Source organism: Thermobrachium celere DSM 8682 (assembly GCF_000430995.1).
In the GTDB taxonomy this organism is placed as follows: Bacteria; Bacillota; Clostridia; order Clostridiales; family Caloramatoraceae; genus Thermobrachium; species Thermobrachium celere.
In genome coordinates, this window is the sequence record NZ_HF952018.1 from 657,268 (window position 1) to 681,496 (window position 24,229).

General features: G+C 30.4%; 21 protein-coding genes and 1 other annotated feature. Of the genes, 12 read left to right on the plus strand and 9 right to left on the minus strand.

The window, feature by feature from the left end; all coding sequences use genetic code 11:
- Nucleotides 1-25: 25 nt before the first annotated feature.
- From pepF to TCEL_RS03650, 3 genes are all read left to right on the plus strand, one after another.
- Entirely contained in the window at nt 26-1,819 is a 1,794-nt protein-coding gene (gene pepF / locus TCEL_RS03640; protein WP_018661230.1) for an oligoendopeptidase F, read from the plus strand.
- A gap of 387 nt (nt 1,820-2,206) precedes the next feature.
- On the plus strand, nt 2,207-4,285 hold the full coding sequence (locus TCEL_RS12755; protein WP_018661232.1) for an N-acetylmuramoyl-L-alanine amidase: 2,079 nt from the start codon (nt 2,207-2,209) through the stop codon (nt 4,283-4,285).
- A gap of 127 nt (nt 4,286-4,412) precedes the next feature.
- Nucleotides 4,413-5,576, plus strand: a complete 1,164-nt coding sequence (locus TCEL_RS03650) for an ROK family transcriptional regulator (RefSeq protein ID WP_018661235.1) — start codon at nt 4,413-4,415, stop codon at nt 5,574-5,576.
- A gap of 61 nt (nt 5,577-5,637) precedes the next feature.
- On the opposite strand, the gene TCEL_RS03655 is transcribed toward TCEL_RS03650, so the two are convergent.
- Together TCEL_RS03655 and TCEL_RS03660 are read right to left on the minus strand one after the other, a co-directional pair.
- A complete protein-coding gene (locus TCEL_RS03655) occupies nt 5,638-6,306 on the minus strand; it encodes a hypothetical protein (protein ID WP_198010641.1) in 669 nt (222 codons plus the stop codon).
- 27 nt (nt 6,307-6,333) lie between these two features.
- Nucleotides 6,334-7,236 carry an FG-GAP repeat domain-containing protein gene (locus TCEL_RS03660; protein ID WP_018661240.1) on the minus strand — a complete coding sequence of 301 codons (903 nt, stop codon included), beginning with the start codon at nt 7,234-7,236 and terminating at the stop codon, nt 6,334-6,336.
- A gap of 146 nt (nt 7,237-7,382) precedes the next feature.
- Here TCEL_RS03660 and TCEL_RS03665 point away from each other — a divergent pair, with 146 nt between their 5' ends.
- Nucleotides 7,383-8,639 carry an ABC transporter substrate-binding protein gene (locus TCEL_RS03665; RefSeq protein WP_018661241.1) on the plus strand — a complete coding sequence of 419 codons (1,257 nt, stop codon included), beginning with the start codon at nt 7,383-7,385 and terminating at the stop codon, nt 8,637-8,639.
- A gap of 47 nt (nt 8,640-8,686) precedes the next feature.
- Here TCEL_RS03665 and perR read toward each other — a convergent pair whose 3' ends face one another.
- The gene (perR, locus tag TCEL_RS03670) at nt 8,687-9,106 is read right to left on the minus strand and encodes a transcriptional regulator PerR (protein WP_018661243.1); all 420 of its coding nucleotides are present in this window, start codon (nt 9,104-9,106) and stop codon (nt 8,687-8,689) included.
- Between the two features lie 58 nt (nt 9,107-9,164).
- Nucleotides 9,165-10,574, minus strand: coding sequence for a zinc-binding metallopeptidase family protein (locus TCEL_RS03675; RefSeq protein ID WP_018661244.1), 1,410 nt, complete (start codon nt 10,572-10,574; stop codon nt 9,165-9,167).
- Between the two features lie 86 nt (nt 10,575-10,660).
- Here TCEL_RS03675 and TCEL_RS13425 point away from each other — a divergent pair, with 86 nt between their 5' ends.
- Nucleotides 10,661-10,801, plus strand: a complete 141-nt coding sequence (locus tag TCEL_RS13425; protein ID WP_018661246.1) for a hypothetical protein — start codon at nt 10,661-10,663, stop codon at nt 10,799-10,801.
- A gap of 131 nt (nt 10,802-10,932) precedes the next feature.
- Entirely contained in the window at nt 10,933-11,751 is an 819-nt protein-coding gene (gene yjbM / locus TCEL_RS03680) for a GTP diphosphokinase (RefSeq protein ID WP_018661248.1), read from the plus strand.
- A gap of 23 nt (nt 11,752-11,774) precedes the next feature.
- Here the strand turns inward: yjbM and argS are convergent, their stop codons facing one another.
- Together argS and plsY are read right to left on the minus strand one after the other, a co-directional pair.
- The gene (argS, locus tag TCEL_RS03685; RefSeq protein WP_018661250.1) at nt 11,775-13,472 is read right to left on the minus strand and encodes an arginine--tRNA ligase; all 1,698 of its coding nucleotides are present in this window, start codon (nt 13,470-13,472) and stop codon (nt 11,775-11,777) included.
- Between the two features lie 50 nt (nt 13,473-13,522).
- Nucleotides 13,523-13,726: a binding site (T-box leader), on the minus strand.
- A gap of 52 nt (nt 13,727-13,778) precedes the next feature.
- Complete coding sequence (gene plsY / locus TCEL_RS03690) at nt 13,779-14,366, minus strand: glycerol-3-phosphate 1-O-acyltransferase PlsY (protein ID WP_018661252.1); 588 nt, start codon at nt 14,364-14,366, stop codon at nt 13,779-13,781.
- Between the two features lie 301 nt (nt 14,367-14,667).
- On the opposite strand from plsY, the gene TCEL_RS03695 reads away from it, so the two are divergent.
- On the plus strand, nt 14,668-15,237 hold the full coding sequence (locus TCEL_RS03695; RefSeq protein ID WP_018661256.1) for a hypothetical protein: 570 nt from the start codon (nt 14,668-14,670) through the stop codon (nt 15,235-15,237).
- A 95-nt stretch (nt 15,238-15,332) separates the two neighbouring features.
- Here TCEL_RS03695 and TCEL_RS03700 read toward each other — a convergent pair whose 3' ends face one another.
- A complete protein-coding gene (locus TCEL_RS03700; protein ID WP_018661258.1) occupies nt 15,333-16,484 on the minus strand; it encodes an aminotransferase class V-fold PLP-dependent enzyme in 1,152 nt (383 codons plus the stop codon).
- A 109-nt stretch (nt 16,485-16,593) separates the two neighbouring features.
- Here TCEL_RS03700 and TCEL_RS03705 point away from each other — a divergent pair, with 109 nt between their 5' ends.
- Nucleotides 16,594-17,316 (plus strand): gamma-glutamyl-gamma-aminobutyrate hydrolase family protein, encoded by a 723-nt coding sequence (locus tag TCEL_RS03705; protein ID WP_018661260.1) that lies wholly within the window; start codon nt 16,594-16,596, stop codon nt 17,314-17,316.
- A 47-nt stretch (nt 17,317-17,363) separates the two neighbouring features.
- On the opposite strand, the gene pulA is transcribed toward TCEL_RS03705, so the two are convergent.
- Nucleotides 17,364-19,493, minus strand: a complete 2,130-nt coding sequence (pulA, locus tag TCEL_RS03710) for a type I pullulanase (RefSeq protein ID WP_018661262.1) — start codon at nt 19,491-19,493, stop codon at nt 17,364-17,366.
- Between the two features lie 207 nt (nt 19,494-19,700).
- Here pulA and TCEL_RS03715 point away from each other — a divergent pair, with 207 nt between their 5' ends.
- From TCEL_RS03715 to glgP, 3 genes are all read left to right on the plus strand, one after another.
- Nucleotides 19,701-20,555, plus strand: coding sequence for a formate/nitrite transporter family protein (locus TCEL_RS03715; protein WP_018661264.1), 855 nt, complete (start codon nt 19,701-19,703; stop codon nt 20,553-20,555).
- A 55-nt stretch (nt 20,556-20,610) separates the two neighbouring features.
- Nucleotides 20,611-21,222, plus strand: a complete 612-nt coding sequence (locus TCEL_RS03720) for a molybdenum cofactor guanylyltransferase (RefSeq protein ID WP_018661266.1) — start codon at nt 20,611-20,613, stop codon at nt 21,220-21,222.
- Between the two features lie 205 nt (nt 21,223-21,427).
- Nucleotides 21,428-23,050, plus strand: coding sequence for an alpha-glucan family phosphorylase (glgP, locus tag TCEL_RS03725; RefSeq protein WP_018661269.1), 1,623 nt, complete (start codon nt 21,428-21,430; stop codon nt 23,048-23,050).
- 12 nt (nt 23,051-23,062) lie between these two features.
- On the opposite strand, the gene TCEL_RS14055 is transcribed toward glgP, so the two are convergent.
- Nucleotides 23,063-23,653, minus strand: coding sequence for a cytochrome b5 domain-containing protein (locus tag TCEL_RS14055; protein WP_018661272.1), 591 nt, complete (start codon nt 23,651-23,653; stop codon nt 23,063-23,065).
- A gap of 137 nt (nt 23,654-23,790) precedes the next feature.
- Here TCEL_RS14055 and TCEL_RS03735 point away from each other — a divergent pair, with 137 nt between their 5' ends.
- Complete coding sequence (locus TCEL_RS03735) at nt 23,791-24,198, plus strand: hypothetical protein (protein WP_018661274.1); 408 nt, start codon at nt 23,791-23,793, stop codon at nt 24,196-24,198.
- Nucleotides 24,199-24,229 lie beyond the last annotated feature (31 nt).

The following is a 24,229-nucleotide window of genomic DNA, read 5'->3' on the forward strand; positions in this document are numbered from 1 at the left end:
AATTTATTAAAGGAGGTGTTTTTTTATGGATTATAGTTTAGTTGATAGGAAGGAAGTTCCACAGGAGTTTAAATGGGATATAGATACTATATACCCTGATGAAGTAAATTTAAAGCAGGATATTGAAAAATTAAGAGGCATGATTGAAGAGATTAAGAATTTTAAAGGTAAGTTTAGGGATGGAGCAAAATATTTATATGAATGTCTTAAAATTAGAGATGAAGCAGGAAGGCTTTGCGATAAGATAACTGTATTTTGTTTCATGAAGAGGGATGAAGATAACAACAACACCAAAGGACAGGAACTTGCTGATATTGGAGAGAGAATATCAGTTGAGTTTGGTAGTGCTACAGCCTTTATATATCCAGAGATATTGTCGCTTGAAGAAGGGACTATTGATAGATATTTTAAAGAAGTTGAAGAATTAAAATTATATTCACATGAACTTGATGATTTAATAAGACAGAAAAAATACGTTTTATCTGATAAAGAAGAGGAGCTTTTATCAAAGACAGCAGAAATGTCTTTGGGATACGAAAATGTGTTTAAGATGCTTAGCTTTGCTGATTTAAAGTTTGATAAGATAAAGGACTCTTTAGGTAAAGAATTTGATCTTACTATAAACAATTTTTCTCAATTTATAGTTTCAAAGGATAGGGAGCTTAGAAAAAATGCCTTTTTAAGCCTTCATAGAGGTTTTATGAAGTATAAAAATACATACGGAGCACTTTTATCATCAAAGATTAAATCTGATGTTTTTTATTCTTCAGTTAGAGGATTCAGATCATCCCTTGAGGCAGCACTATTTTCTGACAATATAGATGTTAATCTATATCATAAATTGATTGATATTGTATCAGAAAATATAATTCACTTTGATGAACTTATGAAATTAAAGAAAAAGGAATTAAAACTAGATGAGTTACATCTTTATGATTTATATGTTCCTATAGTTGAAAGTGTTGATATGGAAGTAAAATATGATGAAGCAAAGGAAATGGTAAAGGAAGGATTAAATATACTAGGTGACGAATATCTAAGGGTTCTAGATGAGGCCTTTAATAATAAGTGGATAGATGTTTATAGCAATAAGGGTAAGTATTCAGGTGCATATTCTTGGGGTGCTTATGATACAAAACCATATATACTTTTAAATTACAACAACAGGCTTGATGATGTATTAACTTTAGCCCATGAACTAGGACATTCAATACATTCATATTTTTCAAGAAAAACACAACCTTATGTTTATTCAAATTATACAATCTTCTGTGCAGAAGTTGCTTCAACAACAAATGAAGTTCTTATGTATTTCTACCTAATGGATAAGCTAAAGGGAGAGGCTAGAAGATATATTATAAGTGAATTTATGGAGCTTATAAGAACAACATACTATAGACAGGTTCTCTTTGCAGAGTTTGAACTTATAACCCATACAATGGTTGAAAAGGGAGAACCACTTAATGGTGAAAAACTATCAGAGATTTGGATGAATCTATACAAAAAATACTATGGAAGAGAATGCGTAATTGATGAGGAGATAAACATAGAATGGGCAAGAATACCTCATTTTTACGATGGATACTATGTATATAAATATGCAACAGGATTAAGTGGAGGAATTAGCATTGCAAAGTCAATTTTAGATAATAAAAAGAATGTAGATAGGTATCTAAACTTCCTAAAATCAGGAGGTAGCAAATATTCACTAGAACTATTAAAGGATGCTGGGGTGGATATGCTTTCAGGCAAACCGATATCTGACACAGCAGAAGTTTTAAAGTATCTCATTAAGGAGTGCCACCCAAGTGAAATGTGACATTTTCCAAGATAAACCATATAAATTTTTAAAATACTTCATCTAGTGTAAATTATATTGTTAAGTATGAGATATAGTTTTGTCCTTAATTAACTTCAAAAAATCATACTAGAAACAAAAAAATTAAAAAATTTTTTGTGTAGATGTATAAAAATATGTGGGATGGTTAAAATTATTAATGAAAGCTCAAGGAAACCACCTTGAGATGGAAACAGTAGTTTCCATAAACAGAACCCCCCATCCCCCTTAGGGCCGAGAAACGGCCCATTTTTTTATACTTACAAATGTCAAAAAATACATAAATTTAGGTAAAATAGCTGTTAAATTATTGATAAATATGCTGATTTAATATATAATTTAATTACATTAAACTTGGGGGTGGATTTCTTGAAGCTTTTCAAAAAGGTTGCCAGTTTGATAGTTGCATTTATGATGTCTTCAAATATAGCTTTTGCAGGTATGTTAGATGGTAGAAAAATAGTGCTTGATGCTGGTCATGGTGGTAAGCAGTCAGGAGCGTATTATTATAATATAAAGGAAAAAGATTTAAATATTGCTATTATAGAAAAACTTTCCAATATTCTAAAGAATTTTGGAGCAGAAATAATATTTACAAGAAAACCAAATAATGATGTTTTTGTTGAACTTAAAGATAGAGCTAATATAGCAAATAGTAATTCTGCAGACATGTTTATAAGTGTCCATAACAATGCATCAGCGAGTGCTAAAGTAAATGGTACTGAAGTTTATTATAGTACTAATAGAGTAAATAATAAAAAGTTTGTATTGTTAAATGGAATAGCATACCAGTATTTAAGAGAGATTAAAATAAATGATGTAGATTATGTTTATTATTTAGAGGGTAATAATGAAGCAATAATAGAAAAAAGTAAAGTTAAAATTGTTTATAGATATGTTGAATTAGAAGGCAATAGATATGAATATTTAAGAGAAGAGAAAATTGATGATGTAGATTATGTTTACATTTTAGTTGATAACAAAGAGCAAAAAGTTGAAAAGAGTAAAGTTAAAATTGTAGATAGCAATGTAGCTTTTCAGGCGCTTGAAAGTATAGATTTAGCGAAACTAATAGTAAGCGGTATTTCTTCAGTAGGATTTGCTAACAAAGGTGCTAAAAATTCTAATTTTTATGTAGTTAAATATACTACAATGCCTTCTGTTTTAATAGAAGCAGGATATATGACAAATGCTGAAGAAATAAAGAAATTATCTAATCCTGATATACAAGAAAAAATAGCCTACAAAATAGCAGATGCTGTGTATAGATATTATGAAGAATATGAAAAGAGTAAAAGAAGGGCATTTGGTTTTATCAAGTCTTTAAATTTAAAGATTTCAAAAAGATTGTTATTGGTAGGACAAGCAGTTGATCTAGAACTTGAGGGGTTAGATGATACAAGTAAATATTTATACAGAGTAGAGATAAAAAGAAATGGAGAAAATGTATATTCAACAGAATATGGACAAGCAACAAAGGTAAATTATATACCAAATAAAGAAGGTATATATGATGTTACTTTTTATATTAAGTCAGTTGATTCAAGTAATGATTATGATGATAAGATAACAGGTAATTATGTTGTATGTAAAGATCCTACAATAAAAAGTTTAAATCTTTCTGGCCAAAAAGTTAATGAAAAAAATCCGGTTAGTATAAATGTTGAAGTTCAAAATGGAAGCTATGAAGGGGTAATTTATAAATTTGAAGTATATTCTGGAGAAAGGTTAATATCAACTCAAACAAATACTACAGGAGTTTTAACATATAACCCTCAAGCAGCAGGAGAGTATAGGGTTATAGCATATGTAAAAGATAAGTTAAGTGATAAAGAATATGATGATAAAAAAGAGGTAAAACTGCTTGTTGAAAAACAGGAGGAGATGTCAAGAGGTAATTCAGCTCCTCAAGAGAATAAAATACAGTTAGTTTATACAAGAACCCTAAAGAAGGGTGTAAAGGGAACAGATGTAGTGCAGCTACAACTTGCATTACAAAGACTTGGATATTATAAGGCAAAATCAACGACATTGGAATTTGATGCAAATACAGAAGCTGCAGTAAAGGCCTTTCAAAAGGCAAATAAATTAACTGCTGATGGAATAGTTGGAAAAGGTACTATTGTTAAGTTAAACAGTGCTTTGGGGGTAAGTACAGTAAATAAGAGTAATACAACAAATACAATAAATACAGCTAATACATCAAAGCCTACAATGCAGCTTGTATATAAAAGAGTATTAAGATCGGGATCAGTAGGGGAAGATGTAAGGCAACTTCAGCAGGCGTTGAAGATTTTAGGATATTTTAAATATTCAACAACTACTAAATTTAGTAGTACAACTTTAAATGCTGTGAGAGCATTTCAAAAAGCAAATAAGTTAAATGCTAATGGAATTGTAGATAAGAAAACTGTAGATAAAATCAATGAAAGATTAAGAAGTAGATAGGTATAAATAAGGTCGAAAAGTGTTTCTCTTTTCGACCTTATTTTATGCAATCTGCTATGATTTATTAAATAAATTAACATTGAAAATTGCAAAAATTTCCTTTATAATGTATATGGGGGGATGTATTATGGATAACATAGTTCCAGGAAGTTTTCAATTGATGAAGAAGATAAATACAGGACTTATTATAGATATTATAAGGCTTAAAGGTCCTATATCAAGGGCAGAGATAGCAAAGACGCTTAACTTAACTCCAGCTACAGTTACTAACATAACAGCAGAACTTATAAATAAGAATATTATAGTAGAAAGTGATTTAGGACAGTCTACCGGAGGGAGAAAGCCAATTCTCCTTAAAATAAATGCAGAGTCTTATTATATTGTATCTATACATATTGGATCAACAGGAATAAGAACAGCTATTTTAAATATGGAATCCAAAATATTAGATAAAATAACTGTAAAGACAAGACCAGAAACAACCTATGAAGAGGCAATAAAAATTATAAAGGAAAGTGTTGAAAGATTGATTACCCAAAATGAAAAGGTAAAGGGTAAGCTACTTGGTATTGGTATTGCTGCCCATGGTATTGTTGATACTGAAAAGGGTAAAATAGTTTTTTCTCCAAACTATGGATGGAAGGATAAAGATATAAGAACTGATTTGGAAAGAATGTTTGATGTTCCAGCCTTCCTAGATAGAGATGTTAGAGCTATGGCATTAAGCGAAAGTTGGTATGGTGCAGGCAAATATGTGGATCAATTTATAAGTGTAAAAATAGGATATGGTGTGGGTGTTGCACTTACAAACAATAAGCAGCAGATTAGGGGTTATACCGACGGGTTTGGAGAGTTTGGACATACAAAGATAGCCTTTGATGGTCCACTTTGTAGTTGTGGAAATAGAGGGTGCATTGAAACATTTAGCTCTGAAAAGGCTGTAGAAAGATATGCAGCAGAACTTGGTATAGATGCAGATTGTATGGCAGTGCATGAATTATCTTTAAATGGAGATGAAAGAGCAATTACAGCTATAAATAAGGCTTCTGAATATTTAGGCCTTGCGATTGCAAATTTAATTAATATTTTTAATCCTCGTCTTATTGTTTTAGGTGGAGATTTGATAGATATAAACGATTATTATTTCAATGGTGCAGTAGAAAGCGCTAAAAAATATGCACTGACTGATTTATATAAAGTATGTGAAATTAAAAGAGCAGAGTCAAAGGGAGATGCAATTATAAAGGGAGCAGCTGTTTTGGTATTGGAAAATCTGTTTGATAATATATAAGAGTTAAGTAAGCCCTATGGATGAATTTTTTAGGGAATTCATTCATAGGGCTTATATACAATTAGTTATCTTTTACTATGTATGGTTCAATCTTAATATCTAAAAAGTTAAGTTTGCCTAGGCTATTTAACTTATAGGTAGTTGAAACTGTATATTTGGGTTGGTTTTTGTTATTTACTAAAACTCCTTCGGTTATTATAGCTTTACCGTAATCTGTGTATTCTGTTGTAGAATACAATAGCTTTAAATCTAATGGTTCCTTTGATTTAATAGAGCTTTTGTAGTTTCCACAGCTAATTGTGTAGCTGTTTCCATTTTTTATAAAATTAATCTGCTCGTTAATTATTGAGGGTGACAGGACTTGTGTTATTGAATCTTTAAATGTAAATACAAAAATGTTTTCTGTTCCTTCATCCATGGTGTTTATGATAAAGTCATCACAACCATCGTCATTGATGTCTTCAACATTGCAGTAGAAATTACTGAGATTTAATTTGATATCCTGAGTTTTAATTGTTCTTTTGCTTTTAAAAATGATTTTTACTACATCACCTTCTCTTATAAGTTGAATGCTGTCAATTCTAGAATCGCCATCAAAGTCCCCGACACATGAGTAGATTATGTTGTTGTCTTCAATTTTGTTTTTTGTAAGAGTTGAAATTGTACAAGAAGATAGATTGATTAAAATTAAAAGGACTGCAAATACTTTTTTCATAATCATAACCTCCATTGTTAGTATTTGCAGTCTTTATAAAATTTATTTAATTATATTTAAATCTGTAATAGTATATTTTGGTAATTTATCTTCTACTTTTGATAGTGACATTTGAACTTTATATACTAATGCTTCATTTCCTGAATTGGATTGTACACTAGTTCTAACTAAATATGTTATGTCTGTTGGCATTCCGTCCTTGTTATATTTTATATCTGTTATCTTAGCATCCTCAAAATTGCCATTTTGAATTGTTGAAGTTAGTTTGTTGTCTATTATTTGATTAAATGCTTCTACCTCCTTCTTTTCAACATACTCAATAAAGGATGCTATAGTGTCCTTTCCTAAAGATAGATTATTGAGTGTGCTAAGTACTGGAGTTAGTTTTCCTTCCTTTGCTATGAATAGATTAAAATTCATACTGCTATTATTTCTTGATCCAAGAACTACAAAGTTATTAGATGATGCAGGATGCTTGATTAGACCATAAACTTGATATCTTCCTGAAGCCATCTTTTCAAACTTATCATTGTTGAATCTAAATATGCTCAAAATAGGTCCAGTTTTATCCTTGGATTGAATTATTATTTCTTTGACCTTATCTTTGTCAATGTCATCAACTGTCACATGCATTGGCCAATCAGGTGAATAGTAGCCTAAAGTTTTTATAGTTTTATCAGCTTCAATAATATAACCCTTTCCGTCGCTCATAGCAACGCTTAGATTATATTCTTTTGTCTTTTCATCAACATTAATAACTATGCTATCGATTTTTCCGTCGTTATTTATATCATCTTTAATTGTATATTGTGATCCTATGTGATTTAGAGTTTCATTTGTGCTTCTTCTTGTAGCAATTATAACTGCTGCGATAATGATGATAGCTAGTATAATTGCTGCCCATATCAGATGTTTCTTTTTTATTACGTAGATTCTCAGTTTCATATAATCACCTCCCACTAATATATATGTTGTAATATTAAAAAATATTTGTGGTAAAATACTAATAATAATATTTTTGTTAAAGTGGAAATCTAATACAAATAGTTGTATAATCAATATGTCAACAATTACAAATAGGAGGCGGAAGGATGAAGAGATTAATTTCATTTTTTATATCTGTGTTATTAATATTTATGTTTTCAGGTTGTGGACTTATGAATAAAAAGCAAGAAGAAAAAACAAAAATTAAATTTGCAACTTTTTATAGCCAAAAGAGTGAAGAAAAGATTGTAGAGGTTTATAAAAAAATAATAGAAGAATATAAAAAGAAAAATGATAAAGTAGAAATTGAGCTTGTTACAGAGTATGCTGATGAAAATAAGATAAAAAATGATGTTGCATCAGGAGAAGTTGATTTGATCGGATTAAAACGTGGTCAGATAATTGAATTTGCAAAGGCTGGTATGCTAACTGATTTAACACAGTTCTTTTCAGAAAAGGAGTTAGATAAAAAAATATATGATGCATCATTAGGATATGGGCTTTATAATGATAAGATATATGGTTTCAATGATATGCCACTTACAATGGAATTTTTCTATAATGTTGATCTATTTAAGAAATATAATCTTCAAGAACCTAAAACATTAAATGAGCTATTTGATGTTTGTAAGAAGCTTAAATCAAAGGGTATAGTTCCAATGGAGGTTGGAGCATTAGATAACTGGACGTTATCAATACTTTTTAGCCAAATAAATGCACAAACAACCGGATCCATTGAAGTTACAGCTAAGTATAATACTGATAAAAATGGATATCAGACATTAATGGGAATAGACAAATCCTTTGATGTATATGAAAAATTAATAAAAAATGCACTTGCAAAGGGAAGCTTGGATATAAACTATAGGCAAAGTGTAGATGATTTTATAAAGGGAAAAACAGCTATTCTTCCAGCTGGTGCATGGGCACAAAAGCTTATTGATGAAATAAAACCAGCTAATTTCAACTATTCAGTGTTTACAGAACCATTAAAATTTATTGATGAGCCTATTTCAATGTTTGCTGCAGCAGGAGGACAGACAATAGCAGTTCCTCAAAAGAGTAAGAATGCTAAGGAGGTTCAAGCCTTTTTAGAATATCTTCTTTCAGAAGAAGCACAGAAAAAATTTGTAGAGGCAGGATATATATCACCGCTTAAAAGTGCCAACAGCAATGATAATGAGATACAGGATAAGCTTTTAAATCATCTAAATTCTACAGATAAAAATAGTATACTTTTTATAGATAATATTCCTTCAAAGATGCTTGATGTTCTATCAAAGATTTTATATGACATGTTTGAAGGAAGAGTAAAGGCTAATGAAGCATGGGATAAGGTTTTGAAGATGACATATCAGCAGTAGGGGGCTGTAATAACAGCTCCTTATTTTTTTAATAAGAAAAAGGAGCTTTATTGAAGCTCCTTTTGACATTTTGGACAAACACCATAAAAGTATAGTTTATGGGTTGAAACCTTATAACTTGTATAGTTTTCTACCTCTTTGTTAAGATGCTCAAATACTGCATCTTCTATATCGTCAACCCTACCACATTTTGTGCATACGATGTGGGGATGATTTTCTACATTAGCATCGAATCTAAAGTTATCTTCTCCTACATTAAGCTCTTGAACTAAGCCTAACTCAATTAAAGTATTTACTGTCTTATAAACAGTTGCCAAGCTCATTGTAGGAAAATCAGGCTTTAATGCTTCGTATATCATTTCAGCAGAAGGATGTGATTTGGTTGACTTAAGGTATTTATATATAGCGTATCTTTGTGGGGTCAGTTTTAAGTTTTTTTCTTTAAAAAGAGCAGTTAAATTTTCCATGTTCACCATCCTTTTGTGGAAAAATATTTTCTATTAATATTTTAACTCCAAAAATAATTTAAGTCAAAGGTTTAGGCCTTTTAAATATAGTGTAAATTAGTAAAAATAACGTGCATAAGGAAAGAATTGCTGAGTATTCTCTTATAAGATTTTTAAATAGACGCAGCTTATAAAAGTTACCTGTTAAAAAGTCTAGGTTATAACAAGTATTTCCTACTAAATCCAGCATAAATTTTCCCCATTTTAACATATACTGGGTACTGATTTGGCTTTTATATGACAAAGCTGCAATATTAGTGTATTTGTTTGTAGAGCTTAAGTCAATATTTTTTGATAAAATACTTATTTGATTTTTTTTAAGATAATATTCTGCAGTGGATGTTAGGTCCTTCTGATGTTTAGAGTAATTTATTATTGAAGTATTAGAGGAACCTATGTCTTCAAACAAAATTAAGTCATAGTCATCAAAATTGTTTTGCAAAATCCTCAAGCCATATTTATTTTGATTATACCCAGATAAAAAGGCAAAAACTATCGTTCTATCTGGTTTAATGAGTTTTTGAAATTGTATTGCTCGTATAACCTCTAGCATTATGCTTGTAGGTAAAAAGTTGCCTGCAGATATATTATTAGAGTTAGTATCGAACTTATATTCACCATCATAGAAGACTGCAAATATTATAGGATTATAGAGTTTATTTTTACCTTCAATCATACCATAGACATTATATAGGTTACCCTCTTTAATTTCAGCACCTGATTTTATTTTAAATTCATATCCTTTACTTGCAAGATATTTAAGTTCATCGAAAACCCTTTGTGAAACGATAAGTTTTGTTAAACCTTCACCTGCTTGATAATAAGTTCCATTAAATAAATTTGAGTTAGAAACCAAATCATTAGTTGGTGAAGGAGATATAACTGCTGAAATTCCTATTTTTTTAAGTTTTAAGTCTATATTAAATATTTCATATAAGCTTTTATCTTTATAAATATCTGTTAACGCAATAGAGGATCTGTATTTGACTTTATCTAAATCTTCAGTATCTATTATTTGCGGAACCGAATTATATATACCAGGGGAGATTATACCCCTATAATCTTCAAAGTAGTCATCTATATATTCGTATTTTTTTACCACCTTACCATATTTAGATATTACTTCTAAAGTAGATGAGTGCTTTTTGTTTGGGATGAGTATTGAATAGTTGTGTATATAGGCATTTTCAATCTGCTTTAAACCATTTACTTTTAAGAAGTTTTGTATATAAGAAGTAGAGCTTTTTAGGTATTCTTCGTAATTTTTTGATTTAGTATGTCTTGATAAAATTGCATTGTAGTTTGCAAGGGCATATGTAGTTGAAAAGCCATCTGTTTTAAAGTTTTGACCTAGATTGGATAGTAAAATTATTATTACTAAGATAGTAATAAAAATGAAATATATTTTTTTACCCTTTAGGTCGTCCATATACAAACCTCCTAAAAATTTTGAAAATTGAAAAATATTAAAAAATAGTGTATAATTATATTAAAGAAACCGAAAGTGGTGATATTATGCTAATTTATATTTTAACACTTCTTTTACTTGGTTTTAATATACTTATATGTTGTCATTTTATATTAAATTCAATATTAAAGTCAAACTATTCTTCAGTTCTTAAGATAGATAAAAATAATATAGAGGACATTTTATAGTTTTTGAGGCTGATTTTCAGCCTTTTTATTTTTGGTAAAATATTAACAACTAATTTAAAAACTGTTAAAAAATTGGATTTGAAAATTGTATAGTTTTTGATAAAATTATTATGGAAAGGAGCGTGGGGAGCATGCTTGTAAATGACTGGAAGGAATTTTTAATCCCCTACGAACAGGCAGTTGAAGAACTAAAGATAAAGTTTAAGAGCATGAGGAAGCAGTATAGAAGCAAAAAGGAATATTCTCCAATAGAATTTGTTACTGGCAGAGTTAAAGAAGTTTCAAGCATATTGGAAAAGGCAAAAAAGCTAGATATTCCTCTAAATAAAATAGCAGAGGAAATGGAAGATATCGCAGGTATAAGAATAATGTGCCAGTTTGTTGAGGACATATATAAGGTGGTACAGTTAATTAGGCAAAGAGATGGAAAGGACTTAAAGATAGTATATGAAAAGGACTATGTTAAAAATAAAAAGGATAGTGGATATAGAAGCTATCATGTTATAATAAAGTATCCTGTTCAGACAGCAGATGGAGAAGTTGAAATTCTTGCAGAAATACAGATAAGAACACTTGCTATGAACTTTTGGGCAACTGTTGAACATTCGCTAAATTATAAGTACAAACAGAGTATACCAACAGAAATTAAAGAGAGGTTGAAAAGGGCTGCTGAACTTGCCTTTCTGTTAGATGAAGAGATGTCGGAGATTAAAGAAGAAATAATAGAAGCTCAAAAGATGTTTGAAGAAAAATCAGGTATAATATCTGATATATTAGATAATATAATTACTTTATATTCATTGGGTAAAATATCAGAATCTACAGATTACCAGGATAGATTTAATAGGCTGCTTGAATCGGGGGATATAATTGAATTTAAAAATCTATTAGATGAGCTTAAAAAGAAGGTACAGCAATATAGATTAGAACAATTTCAATTAGAAGAATAAAAGGCTAAGCTTGATGCTTAGCCTTACATTTTATCTACAACTTCAATTCCAAGTAGTGCTAGTGCATTTTTAATTACATATGTTGAAGCTTCAACAAGTTTTAGTCTTGCGGCCTTAAGGCCTGAATCTTCACATGAAAGTATTGGACATAGGTTGTAGAACTTATTAAATGCCTTTGCAACATCAATTACGTATCTTGTAACTATAGATGGTTCATATTTTTCTATAGCAAGTAGTATTGCTTCATTGAAGGATGATAATATTTTTGTAAGTTCAAATTCTTCGGATGAAGTTAATTTTGAATAATCTGGATTAACTGCGAAACCTTCTTCTTGTGCACGACGAAGTATACTTTTTGCTCTTGCATAGGAATATTGAACGTATGGTCCTGTTTCTCCGTCAAAGTTTAGTATGTCATCAAAGTTAAATATTATATCTCTTTCTCTATTGTTCTTTAAATAAGTAAATATAACTGCACCAAGTCCAACCTTTTTTGCAACCTCATCCTTGTTTTCAAGTGAAGGGTTCTTTTCTTCTATTGCTTGCTTTGCACGAGCTATTCCTTCATTTAGAAGGTCTTCTAGGAATATAACGTCTCCCTTTCTTGTTGACAGCTTTTTATCAGCAAATTTAACTAATCCAAATCCAACATGAACACAATTGTCAGCCCAGTCATATCCCATAAGTTTTAATGTAGTAAATACTTGTTTGAAGTGTAGAGATTGGTCCATTCCAACTACATATATGTTTTTGTAAAAATCGTATGTCTTCTTTCTATATATTGCAGCTGCAAGGTCGCGAGTTGCATATATTGAAGCTCCATCAGCCTTTAATATAATACATGGAGGCATGTTGTATTCATCAAGGTTTACTACTTGAGCACCTTTACTTTCTACAAGTAGGTTCTTTTCTTTTAGTTCTTCTACAACTGCATCCATTTTATCGTTGTAGAAGCTTTCGCCTGCATATGAATCAAATTTTATATTTAACATATCATATATTCTATTAAATTCCATTAAGCTAACATCCTTAATCTTTTGCCAAAGTCTAACTTCTTCTTCATTTCCATCTTCAAGGTTTTTAAAATGTTGTCTTGCAATATCTTCAAGTGATGGGTCCTTTTCAGCTTCTTCATGGAATTTAACGTATATTCTAAGTAGCTCCTTGATTGGTTCCTTTTCAAGGGCCTCTTCATCAACCCAGCGTTTATATGCAGCTATAAGTTTTCCAAATTGTGTACCCCAGTCACCAAGATGGTTAATTCCAATACATTTATATCCTTGAGAAGAAAGAATTTTATAAAGTGAGTTTCCTATAGCAGTTGAACAAAGGTGGCCAACATGGAATGGCTTTGCTATGTTTGGTGAAGAAAAGTCTATTGTTATTGTTTTGCCTTCTCCTATGTTTGAGTGACCGTAATTTTCCTTTTCAGTTAATATCTTTTCAATTATGTTTTTTGAGAAGGATGATTTATTTACAAAGAAGTTTAAGTATCCTCCAACAGTTTCAACCTTATCTAGACCTTCTTTATCTATTTTTTCTGCAAGCTCTTGAGCGATCAAATTTGGAGCTTTTCTAAATACCTTTGCTAGTTGAAAGCATGGGAAAGCAAAATCACCCATTTCAGGTTTTGGTGGTATTTCAATTAGTTTTTGAACATCATCAATATTAAGTTCAGTTGCCTTTGCTATTTTATCAGCAATTAATAATTTATAGTTCATATTTGCACCTCCGTTAAAGCTTATTTTATAAAATAAAAAACCGCCTCAAAGATAGAGGCGGTTGTCCGCGGTACCACTCTAATTGGCAAATGCCCACTCATTTTGATAACCCACACGGGTCTTACCATACTTGCGTTAAGCTTTCTGGCAGAGTCTCCAAGGCTCTTTTCTCAAAAGGTCTGTGTAGAGCTTCCACCGTCCTCTACTCGCTATAACAGATGGCTTTTGATACTCCTCCTCTTCATAGACTTTAAAATATTAAATTTTTAGCAATATTATAAGACATATTTTTAAAATAATCAAGCTTTATCTGTTAGGATTGACTTTGTTTTCTGTGCCGGATAAAAGCCTTTTTATATTGCTTCTATGTAGATATACGATGAAGAAGGATAATAGAATTAAAACCAAAAATAGTTTTATATTTCTGTATTTGTAGTAGAAGATAAAAGAAATAATAAAACAGGATGTCATAGAAGCAACCGATACATAATTGGTTACATGTTTTAGTGTTTTCCATATTATAAGTAATATAATTCCAAGTATAAAGTCTAGTGCAAATATTATTCCAAAGAAGGAAGAAACACCTTTACCACCTTTGAAGTTTGCAAATATCGGGTAACAGTGTCCAAGCAGAGCACATACTCCAACAAATGCAGCAGCTTGAAAGGATAAGAACTGCTTAGCTATAAGTACAGGTAAGAATACTTTGATTACATCAATAAATGATACTATAAATCCAGCTTTTTTACCTAAAACTCTGCCTGCATTTGTTCCACCCATATTTTTAGAGCCGTGCTCTCTTATGTCGATGTTATAAAACTTTTTTCCAATTACAACGCCTGTAGGAAATGATCCGCAAAGATAGGCTGCTATAAAAAATATTATGTTCTTCATCTTTACCTCCATTTTCAAGTAGTTTTTAATATATATATATTTTATATTAAGCTAAATAATTATGACAAGGTTGAATTTGTTTTAATTGTATATAACTAATATAAAATTATATAGTTATTATTTTTAAATAAAGAAAAATTAACTTTTTGAAGTGTGAAAAGTGTGGAAATATTTATAATTAATGGTATAATGTTTTTAATATTGTGGATTGGAGGTGTGTATTTAAATTCAAAAAATAGTTTTTTAAAAAGTAATTTAAAGGTATTGAATGTAAAATGTAAAAATTGGGGGTTAATTAAAAATGAAAAGAAGTGCATATGAGAATTTGTTTTGGGGTATGATCTTTATATTTTTTAACTTTTACATCAATATATTAAACATTTTGCCTAATTTTGTTGGATATATATTAATTTTACTAGCAGTTAATAATCTTGTTTATAGAAGAGATATATTTAACAAAATAAAGATTCCAACTATAATATTAGTTGCATTAGGTTTAAGGGATATATTTTCTCAGAATTATCAAATGGGAAATATGTTTAATACAGCTAATACAAGATGGGTTTTGAGTATATTAACTTCGTTAGAGTCTATAATATTTTTATATGTAATGTATATACTATGTGAAGGAATAGTGGATATTTTAAATGAAAAGGGAGTATATACGTTAAGTGATAATATTAAAAAGACATTTAAGATATTCATGATTTCATCTATAATTGGTATCATATACAGTCCTCTATCTATGTATCTTCCAGTGCAAATTTCGGTTATTATGCTTATTATTGCGGCATTGTATGTAGTAACAGGTGTTTATTTAGGTTATCTTTTTAAAACTGTAAAGAACTATGATAGTGAAATAGGTAATTAAGTGGAAGTGCAAATTAGTTAGTTGCCCCATGTAATGTTTTCTTCTACATGTTTAATAAATGCAAGAAAACATCACATGGGGCATTTATATAAGATTTATAATTTACATATTTTATATATTGCATCTAGTGTATATTTAACTTCTTCTTCTGTATTCATATGTCCAAAGCTAAATCTTACAGTTCCTTTAGGGAAGGTGTTTAATGTTTTATGGGCAGATGGTGCACAGTGTAGACCAACTCTTGTCATAATTCCATATTCTCTATCCAGTAAAAATGCTACTTCTGAGTTGTCTTTATTTAAAAAGTCTATTGAAACTACAGCAGCTCTATTATGAATGTTGTCATATCCAATAAGTCTTATTTCATCAATGTTTTTAATCCCATCGATAAATATTTTAGTTAAATGAAGCTCCTTTTCTCTAATTGCCTTTGTCGTTTCCTTTTCTATATATTTTAAAGATGCATTAAGTCCATAAATAACAGGTAAGCAGAGAGTTCCAGATTCAAATTTATCAGGTAGATATTCAGGTTGTTCTTCAGATTCTGAAAGGCTTCCAGTTCCACCTTCAATTAAGGGATTAATTTTTGATGAGAATTCAGGAGTTATAATAAATCCTCCAATTCCTTGGGGACCTAAGAGGCCCTTGTGTCCTGTAAAGCATAGAGCACTTAAATTTGCCCTTTTAAAATCTATATCAAAAATACCAGCAGTTTGTGCACTATCAATAACAAAGTAAATGTTATGTTTTTTAAAGATTGAGCCTAATCTTTCAATATCCTGCATTGTTCCACATACGTTTGAAGCATGGGATATAATTGCTAATTTGGTGTTTGGTCTAATTAGCTTTTCTACTTCGTCATAAATAATTTGACCATATATATCACAAGGTATCTTTGTATATTCAACTCCAATCTTTTTTAGGCTGTTTAAAGGCCTCATAACTGCATTGTGTTCCATTGAGGATACTAGGACATGGTCGCCTGCCTTTAGGAAGCCCTTTAAAATCATATTAATACTTTGAGTAATGTTCATAGTAAAAATTGTAGATAGAGGATTGTCATAATTAAACATATTACATAGAAGTTCTCTTGTTTCATAAACAACTTGTGCAGCAGAGTAGGAGTTCTCGTAACTGCCTCTTCCAACGTTACTTCCTATATTTTCAATAAAATCATATACAGCGTCAGATACGCACTTTGGTTTTGGATATGTAGTTGCAGCGTTATCTAAATATACTTTCTTCACTATATCACTCCCTTAGTCTTCATATACATATAATATTTTAACATATATTTAATATAAATTTGTAATTTTTTATAAATTATTATAAAATAAAATAAAAAGGGGTGATGTTATGAATAAGCCGTTAATTGGTATAACTTGTGATTATATGATATCAGATAAGGATTTATCTTTAGGGCAGGAGAGAAACTTTGTAGCTAAGGATTTTGTTGATGCGGTTATGGAAGCAGGTGGAGTACCAGTATTAATTCCTATTATAAATAGTGAAGAGGATATTTTAAAGATAATGGATACTCTAGATGGAATAATTCTATCAGGTGGATTTGATGTAAATCCTATTTATTATGGAGAAGAACCTTCACTACATGTAGGTTTTACTTATACACCTAGGGATTTGTGTGAACTATTCATAGTTAAGGCGGCAATAGAGAAGGATATGCCAATACTTGGTATAAGTAGGGGACAGCAGATTATAACTGTGGCCTTTGGAGGAAAACTATATCAAGATATAAGTGAGATGGAAGGAACATATGTTAATCATTTTCAAAGAGCAGGAATACATGACATTGGACATTATGTTGAAATAAAGAAGGGAACAAAACTAGCAGAGATATTTGATACAGATAGAATTTTAGTAAATAGCTTTCATCATCAAGCAGCAAAGATAGTTCCAAAGAATTTTAAAGTATCTGCATATTCATCTGATGGTGTTGTGGAGGCTATAGAGCACGATTATAAACCAATTATGGCAGTTCAATGGCATCCTGAGCTTATGGCTAAGAGACATCCTATTATGATAAGATTATTTGAGTATTTTATAAATTTATGCAAATAAAAAGGCTGGTTGAATGGAGTACCTCTGTTCAACCAGCCTTTTAATAATTAATCAGTATATGTGTTAGAAAGGATAGTTAAAGATATAGGCTCTGTTTCAATTTCTAATTCAAAACTTTTTATTGGAGTTTTGTAGATATTGTTTTTATCTACGTAGAGATACCATCTTCCCTGTGGAAGATTAAATTTAAATGGTTTATTTTGGGCATTATATATAACAATTATATCCTTAAACAAATCTCCGTTGGCATGCCCTTTTATCATGTATATGATTGTTCCCTTAGGAGAGTCTAAAAATTCAATATGATTATATATCATTTCACTTTCAAACATTCTAAATGCAGGATGCTTCTTTCTAAAGGATATTAGTTCTTTGAAATATGTGTATACATCTATGTTTTTAACCTTTAAATTCCAGTCAACTTTATTTATACTATCTGGAGAATTATAGCTATTTTCAACACCTTGTTTTGTTCTTAAAAATTCATCTCCCGAATGTATAAATGGAACACCCTGTGATGTTAAAACTATTGCATATGCTAACTTCTGCATAGCCTTTAAATCCTCAAAACTACTTTGAGGGTTAGATAAATTTAATTTATCCCAAAGAATATGGTTGTCATGACAGGATACATAGTTTATGCTTTGGCATGGAGATGTATAAAGGTATGGGAGCCCCTTTATACAATCTTTCAATGTTTCCTCTAATCCTAATGCACCACTTACAAATCCTTTTTCCTTGTATTCAAATACACTTCCCCTTACAACATTTCTTATTGTGTCATTAAAGAAACCTATTCCCTTTAGTTTATTTGAGTTTTTCTGTATTGCCCTAAATTCCTCATCAATTCCTGTTGGTATATTCCAACCTTCTCCATATAGCATTGCATATGGATTGATCTTATGTACTTCCTCCTCTAATTTCTTCATTGTTTCTATATCATGAAGTCCCATTAAATCAAATCTAAATCCATCTATATGATATTCTTTAACCCAAAACTTAACAGAATCAATTATATATCTTCTCATCATATAGTTTTCAGATGCAGTGTCGTTTCCACAGCCACTTCCATTTATAAAAGTTCCATCTAGATTTTTTCTAAAATAATATCCTGGAACTAAACCTTCAAAATGTGTATTTCTTTCTTCAAACATGTGGTTGTAAACAACATCCATATTTACCCCAATTCCTATGCTATGGAGCTTTTGGATTAGTTTTTTAAGTTCTATTATTCTTGTTTTTGGACAAAATGCATTTATAGAGTAGGAGCCTTCAGGACAATTATAGTTTTGAGGATCATATCCCCAGTTGTATTTATCAAGAGGGTATTTCTCATCAACACTTTTATAGCTAAAATCAAACATTGGCATAATCTGTAGATGTGTAACACCTAAATCCTTTATATGTGATAGACCAGTATCAAATCCATGTAGTTTTGTATTTTCTTCTATAAGTCCTAAATATTTTCCCTTTAGATTAACACAACTTGATGAGTCAATAGTAAAATCTCTAATGCTTATTTCATATATAACGGCATCAACATAGTTGTTTAACTTTACATACTGGTCATTTTCAAAACCCTCTGGGTTTGTTTTGGCTAAATCTACTATAGCTCCTCTTAATCCATTAATGCTAACTGCAGGGGTATAGGGGTCAACAACTATTTTTCTATCTTCATACACTAATGCTTCATAGTTATAGTATAAATTCTCTAAATCTCCATCTACTTTAACATAAAATACCCCTCTTTCTAATCTTTGCATTCTATATTTAATAGGTTCTTCATCTATGGATGGATTAAATCCCTTAAACAAAAGAAGGTTTATTTCCTTTGCAACAGGAGACCAAACAAAGAACTCTGTATAGTTTTTATTATATATATATCCTAAAGGACCATCATAGGCATATAGATTATTAAATTCTTCTGTTTTAAAAAGAGGAGAATAGTTAATTTTTATGATATGTCCTTCAATTGAAACAGATGATTCTTGAGTAATATCTATTATGTTTTTTAAATTTATATATAACTCATTTCCATTTAGATAGACGCTTTTAATATCATGATGCACTCTAGGTTGAAATATCTTGATTTTTGTATTTTTGTTTATTCTAATTTTATTTTCCTTCACACCATGAACTATAATTTGATTAAATCTTGACAGATAAGCATACATCATTATGACTACTCCCTTCAGAATTAAATGTCTTTTACTATTTTACAACATTTTAGCAAAAATGTAATCTACAATAATTTAACAAAATATGTATTTATACAATTAAGTATAGAAACAGGAACCAAATGTTTGCGCTATAAGGATAAATAGGTTATAATAAGGAAGGCTAACTCCCTTGTTATAACTTTATCAAAGGAAAGGAGCTGTAATATGGAAAAAAGAATGCTAGTACCAAACGAGATAGTAGACGAAGTTATTGCTGCTGGTGTAAAAAAATCAAAGCTTTCAGCATTGCAAATGATTATTCTTGGAACAATTGCAGGTGCATTTATTGCGCTAGGTGGTTATTCATCAGCTGTTGCAAGCCATTCAATTGAGAACTTTGGTGTTGCAAAGTTTTTAGCAGGAGCAATATTCCCTGTTGGACTTATGATGATTTTACTTGCTGGTGGAGAATTATTTACAAGCAATACTATGATTTTAGTTGGTGTGGTTGATGGTAAAGTAAAATTAAAAAATATGTTTAAAAATTGGTTTTATGTATATTTTGCTAACCTTTTAGGTTCAGTAATAATAGCTTACTTAATATTTGTTTCAGGTGGACTTGATGTAGATGGAGGAAAACTTGGTGCATACGCACTTAAGGTTGCAGCATATAAGGGAAGCTTACCGTTTTACAAAGCCTTTACTAGTGGAATACTTTGTAATATATTAGTTTGTGTAGCCGTTTGGATGGCATATGGGGCAAAGGATGTAATACATAAGATTTTTGCTGTATGGTTCCCTATTATGGCGTTTGTTGTTGCAGGATATGAGCACTGTATAGCAAATATGTATTATTTTTCAATAGGATTATTTGCAAAGACAAATCCAGCTTATGCCGAAATTGGACATTTTACATCTGAAAAGTTATCCCATATATCAATAGAAGCAATGGTACAGAATTTAATTCCTGCAACATTAGGTAATTTAGTGGGAGGAGCTATTTTTGTTGGATTAATGTATTACCTAGCTTTAAAGAAAATACCAGCTAAAATGGATGTAAATAGGACTTTAAATATGTAAAGTAAACAGAAGGTGCTTGCCACCTTTTGTTTACTTTTTAATTAGGGGGAATTTTATGAAGAGTTTTTCAACTGCAGCAATACTATGTGGAGGCAAAAGTTCTAGGATGGGATTTGATAAGAGTAAAATAATTATAAATGGTAAACCTTTAATTGAGGATATAGCAGAAAGGCTTAATAGTGTTTTTGATGATATAGTATTAATTACTAATGATAAAAATAAGTTCAATATTAAGTATAGGGTAGTTGAAGATGAAATAAAAGATTGTGGTCCTGCAGGTGCAATATATACAGCACTTTTAAATTCAAAATCTAAGTATGTTTTTGTGGTAGGTTGTGACATGCCATTTATTAATGTTGATTATGTAAAATTTCTAATTGAAAAAATGAGGGGGAAAAGTATAGAGTGCTTAATAACTAAAAAGGGCAATTACTATGAACCTTTGTATTCCTTTTATTCTATTGATATAAAAGATACATTTAAGAATGAAATAGAAAAGGGAAATTTTAGAATAATGGATATTATAAAAAGTTGTAAGGTTGAATTTACAAAGGATGAAGAAGTACAAATGTTTATTAATAAATATGACATGTTCACAAATTTAAATTATCTTGATGACATAAATAAAATTAAAAAATTGGGCTTTGAATATGAGAATTTAATATAGCAATTTTTTATTTTTAATCCAATTTATAGTTTAAAGGATTAAATGGAATTTAGTTACTTTGATAGGGTTGTTTAATTGATTTTATGTATTTTATATAAATTTAATTTATTTTTTTATTTTTTTGCATGCAATCGATTGCATTTTTTAAAAGTATAATGTATAATAACCATTGTAAAGCTAATTAAACGTTTAAGGAGGATAAGAAATGAATAAGACATTACCAAAAGTTGCATATTTCTGTATGGAATACGGTCTTGATACAAACTTTAAAATCTACTCAGGTGGACTTGGAATTCTAGCTGGAGATATTATTAAAGCAGCTAAGGATTTAGAGGTTCCAATGGTTGCTATAGGAATTAAGTGGAAGCAAGGTTATGTAGATCAATACATAGGACAAGATGGAAAGCCTGTAGATACTTACAGGGTATATGAATATGACTTTTTAGAAGATACTGGAGTTAAGGTTCCAGTAGAAATTAGAGATAGAAAGGTTTGGCTAAAGGTTTGGAAGTGTGAAAAGTTCAATAATGTTCCTCTATATCTACTTGATGCAGACCTAGATGAAAATGCAGATAGACTATTAACAGCTCAGTTATATGGATGGTTTGCAGAAGAAAGGGTTGCACAAGAAATAATACTAGGTGTAGGTGGAGTTAGAGCATTAAGAGAGCTTGGAATTGATGTTGATGTATACCACTTTAATGATAACCATCCAGTATTTGCTGGACTAGAGCTTATAAGAGAAAAGATGGAAGAAGGAATGAGCTTCAATGAAGCATTAGAAAAAACTAGAGAAGAAATAGTATTTACAACACATACTCCAGTTCCAGCAGGAAATGAAGTGCATCCACATAGACTACTTGAGTATATGGGGGCATATCTAAACCTAGATTATTGGCAAATGAATAGACTAGGTGGAGATCCTTTCAACATGACAGTTGCAGCTCTTAGAATGGCAAGAATAGCAAATGGTGTTGCACAACTTCATAAAGAGACTGCAAATGATATGTGGTCATTTGTTGAGGGAAGACCAGAGATAATTGGTATAACAAATGGTGTACACAACGGTACATGGCAAGATGAAAGAATTAGAAAGGCATATGAAAATGGGGAAGATCTACTTAAGGTTCACCAAGAAATTAAGAAGGAGCTTATTGAATTTGTTGAAAAGAGAACAGGTGTTAAGCTTGATGCTGACAAGCTTCTAATTGGTTTTTCAAGAAGAGCAGCTCCATATAAGAGAAGTAATCTAATATTTACTGATGAAAAGCTTATAGCACCATACCTTGAAAGTGGAAAGATCCAAATAATATTTGCAGGAAAGGCCCATCCAAATGACTATACAGGAAAGGGTATTATTGCAGATATTATTAAGTATGCTAAAAAGTATCCAAATAGCGTTGTATTCTTAGAAAACTATGATATGGAAATTGGTGCAATGCTAACTAGAGGATGCGACATATGGCTAAACAATCCTAGAAGACCACAAGAGGCATCAGGTACATCAGGAATGAAGGCGGCAATGAATGGTGTTCTAAATTGCAGTATTTTAGATGGATGGTGGCCAGAGGCTTGCAACCATGGAGTTAACGGATGGCAATTTGGAGATGGTAAGGGTGTTGACGATTTTGAAACATTAGAAGAACTAGATGCACACGATGCAAAATGCCTATATGAAGTTCTTCTAAATGAAGTTGTTCCAACATATTATGAAAACAAAACTAAGTGGGCTGAGATGATGAGAGAAAGCATTAAGTCAACACAAGAAAAGTTCTCAGCTGCAAGAATGGTAAAAGAATACTATGATTTAATGTATATAAAGAAATAAGGCCCTTTGGCCTTATTTCTTTATTTTACCCACAGGTATGAGCTTTGAAAGAATTTCTTCTTTGTTTGGATGGCAGCTATTTATCTCATCTGTTAAATCGCGGCCTGCAATAAGTCCAAAATGAACTCCATCTATCCAAGATTTACTATTTGTTACGTCGTAAATGATTCCGTCAATTGCAACGTATGCAGGTTTACCGTTTGAACCATTATAGTTTAAAAGTTCATCTAGGGTTAAATTAACTTCATTTCTCTGCTGATTAACTAAACTTTTAATCACTTCACATTTTATTTTTATAAGCTTTATCAATGGTTCTTTTAAATCTTGTTCCTCCTCCCTTAATAGATCATTATAATAGGCAATGTCGTCTATCATGTTGGTAATTATTTCTTCTCTAGCTCTAGTATCAAATGTGGGAACATCTATTTCTAAGTTTATGTTATATTGAGACAGCATTTTTGCTAAATTTAATACTGCATAGCTGTGTTCTATAAAAAGGTTTTTAACTTCCATACCTCTCTTATCATTAGTAAATAGTATGTTTGAAGTGCTTTTTTCCCTATTTATGATATTTATAAGTTCAGCTATCTTTTGAATATCCATATACACACCTCCATAAAACTTCTATCATATTAAAATATGAATTAGTTTATAAAAATAGAATAGACAAATATTTTTTGTTGAAAATTAATTATATAATATGATAATATAGGTTTTGTGCGTATTGGAGGTGTGGCTAGATGATTAGAGCAGCAGTTGAAAATTTAGATTTACTAAAAAGGATTGAAAGAATATTAAAAGGAAGAAAGAATTTAATGTTTTATGATGGAAGAAAAGATGGCTTAGAAGAAAATATAGTCTTTAAGTATTTTTATTCAAGTCCTAAAAATGCACTTGACTTTATAAATATTGATATATATGAAAAACCTATAGATTTTATCTATGGATCTATAAGTATAATTATGGATTATGATGATATATATAAAGAGTGCAGTTGTGATTATGGTAAAATTGAAGCTGAAAAAACAAATATAAGAGGTGTGGAAAAAGTAAGATTGAGCCTTCTACTTAATAGATATGGATTTGAAAATATTGAGGATGCTATAATTTTTTTTGAAGGATATATCACTAATAAGACTCTTATTTGATAAAAGGTTTTAAAAGAGCAAAATTTAAGGT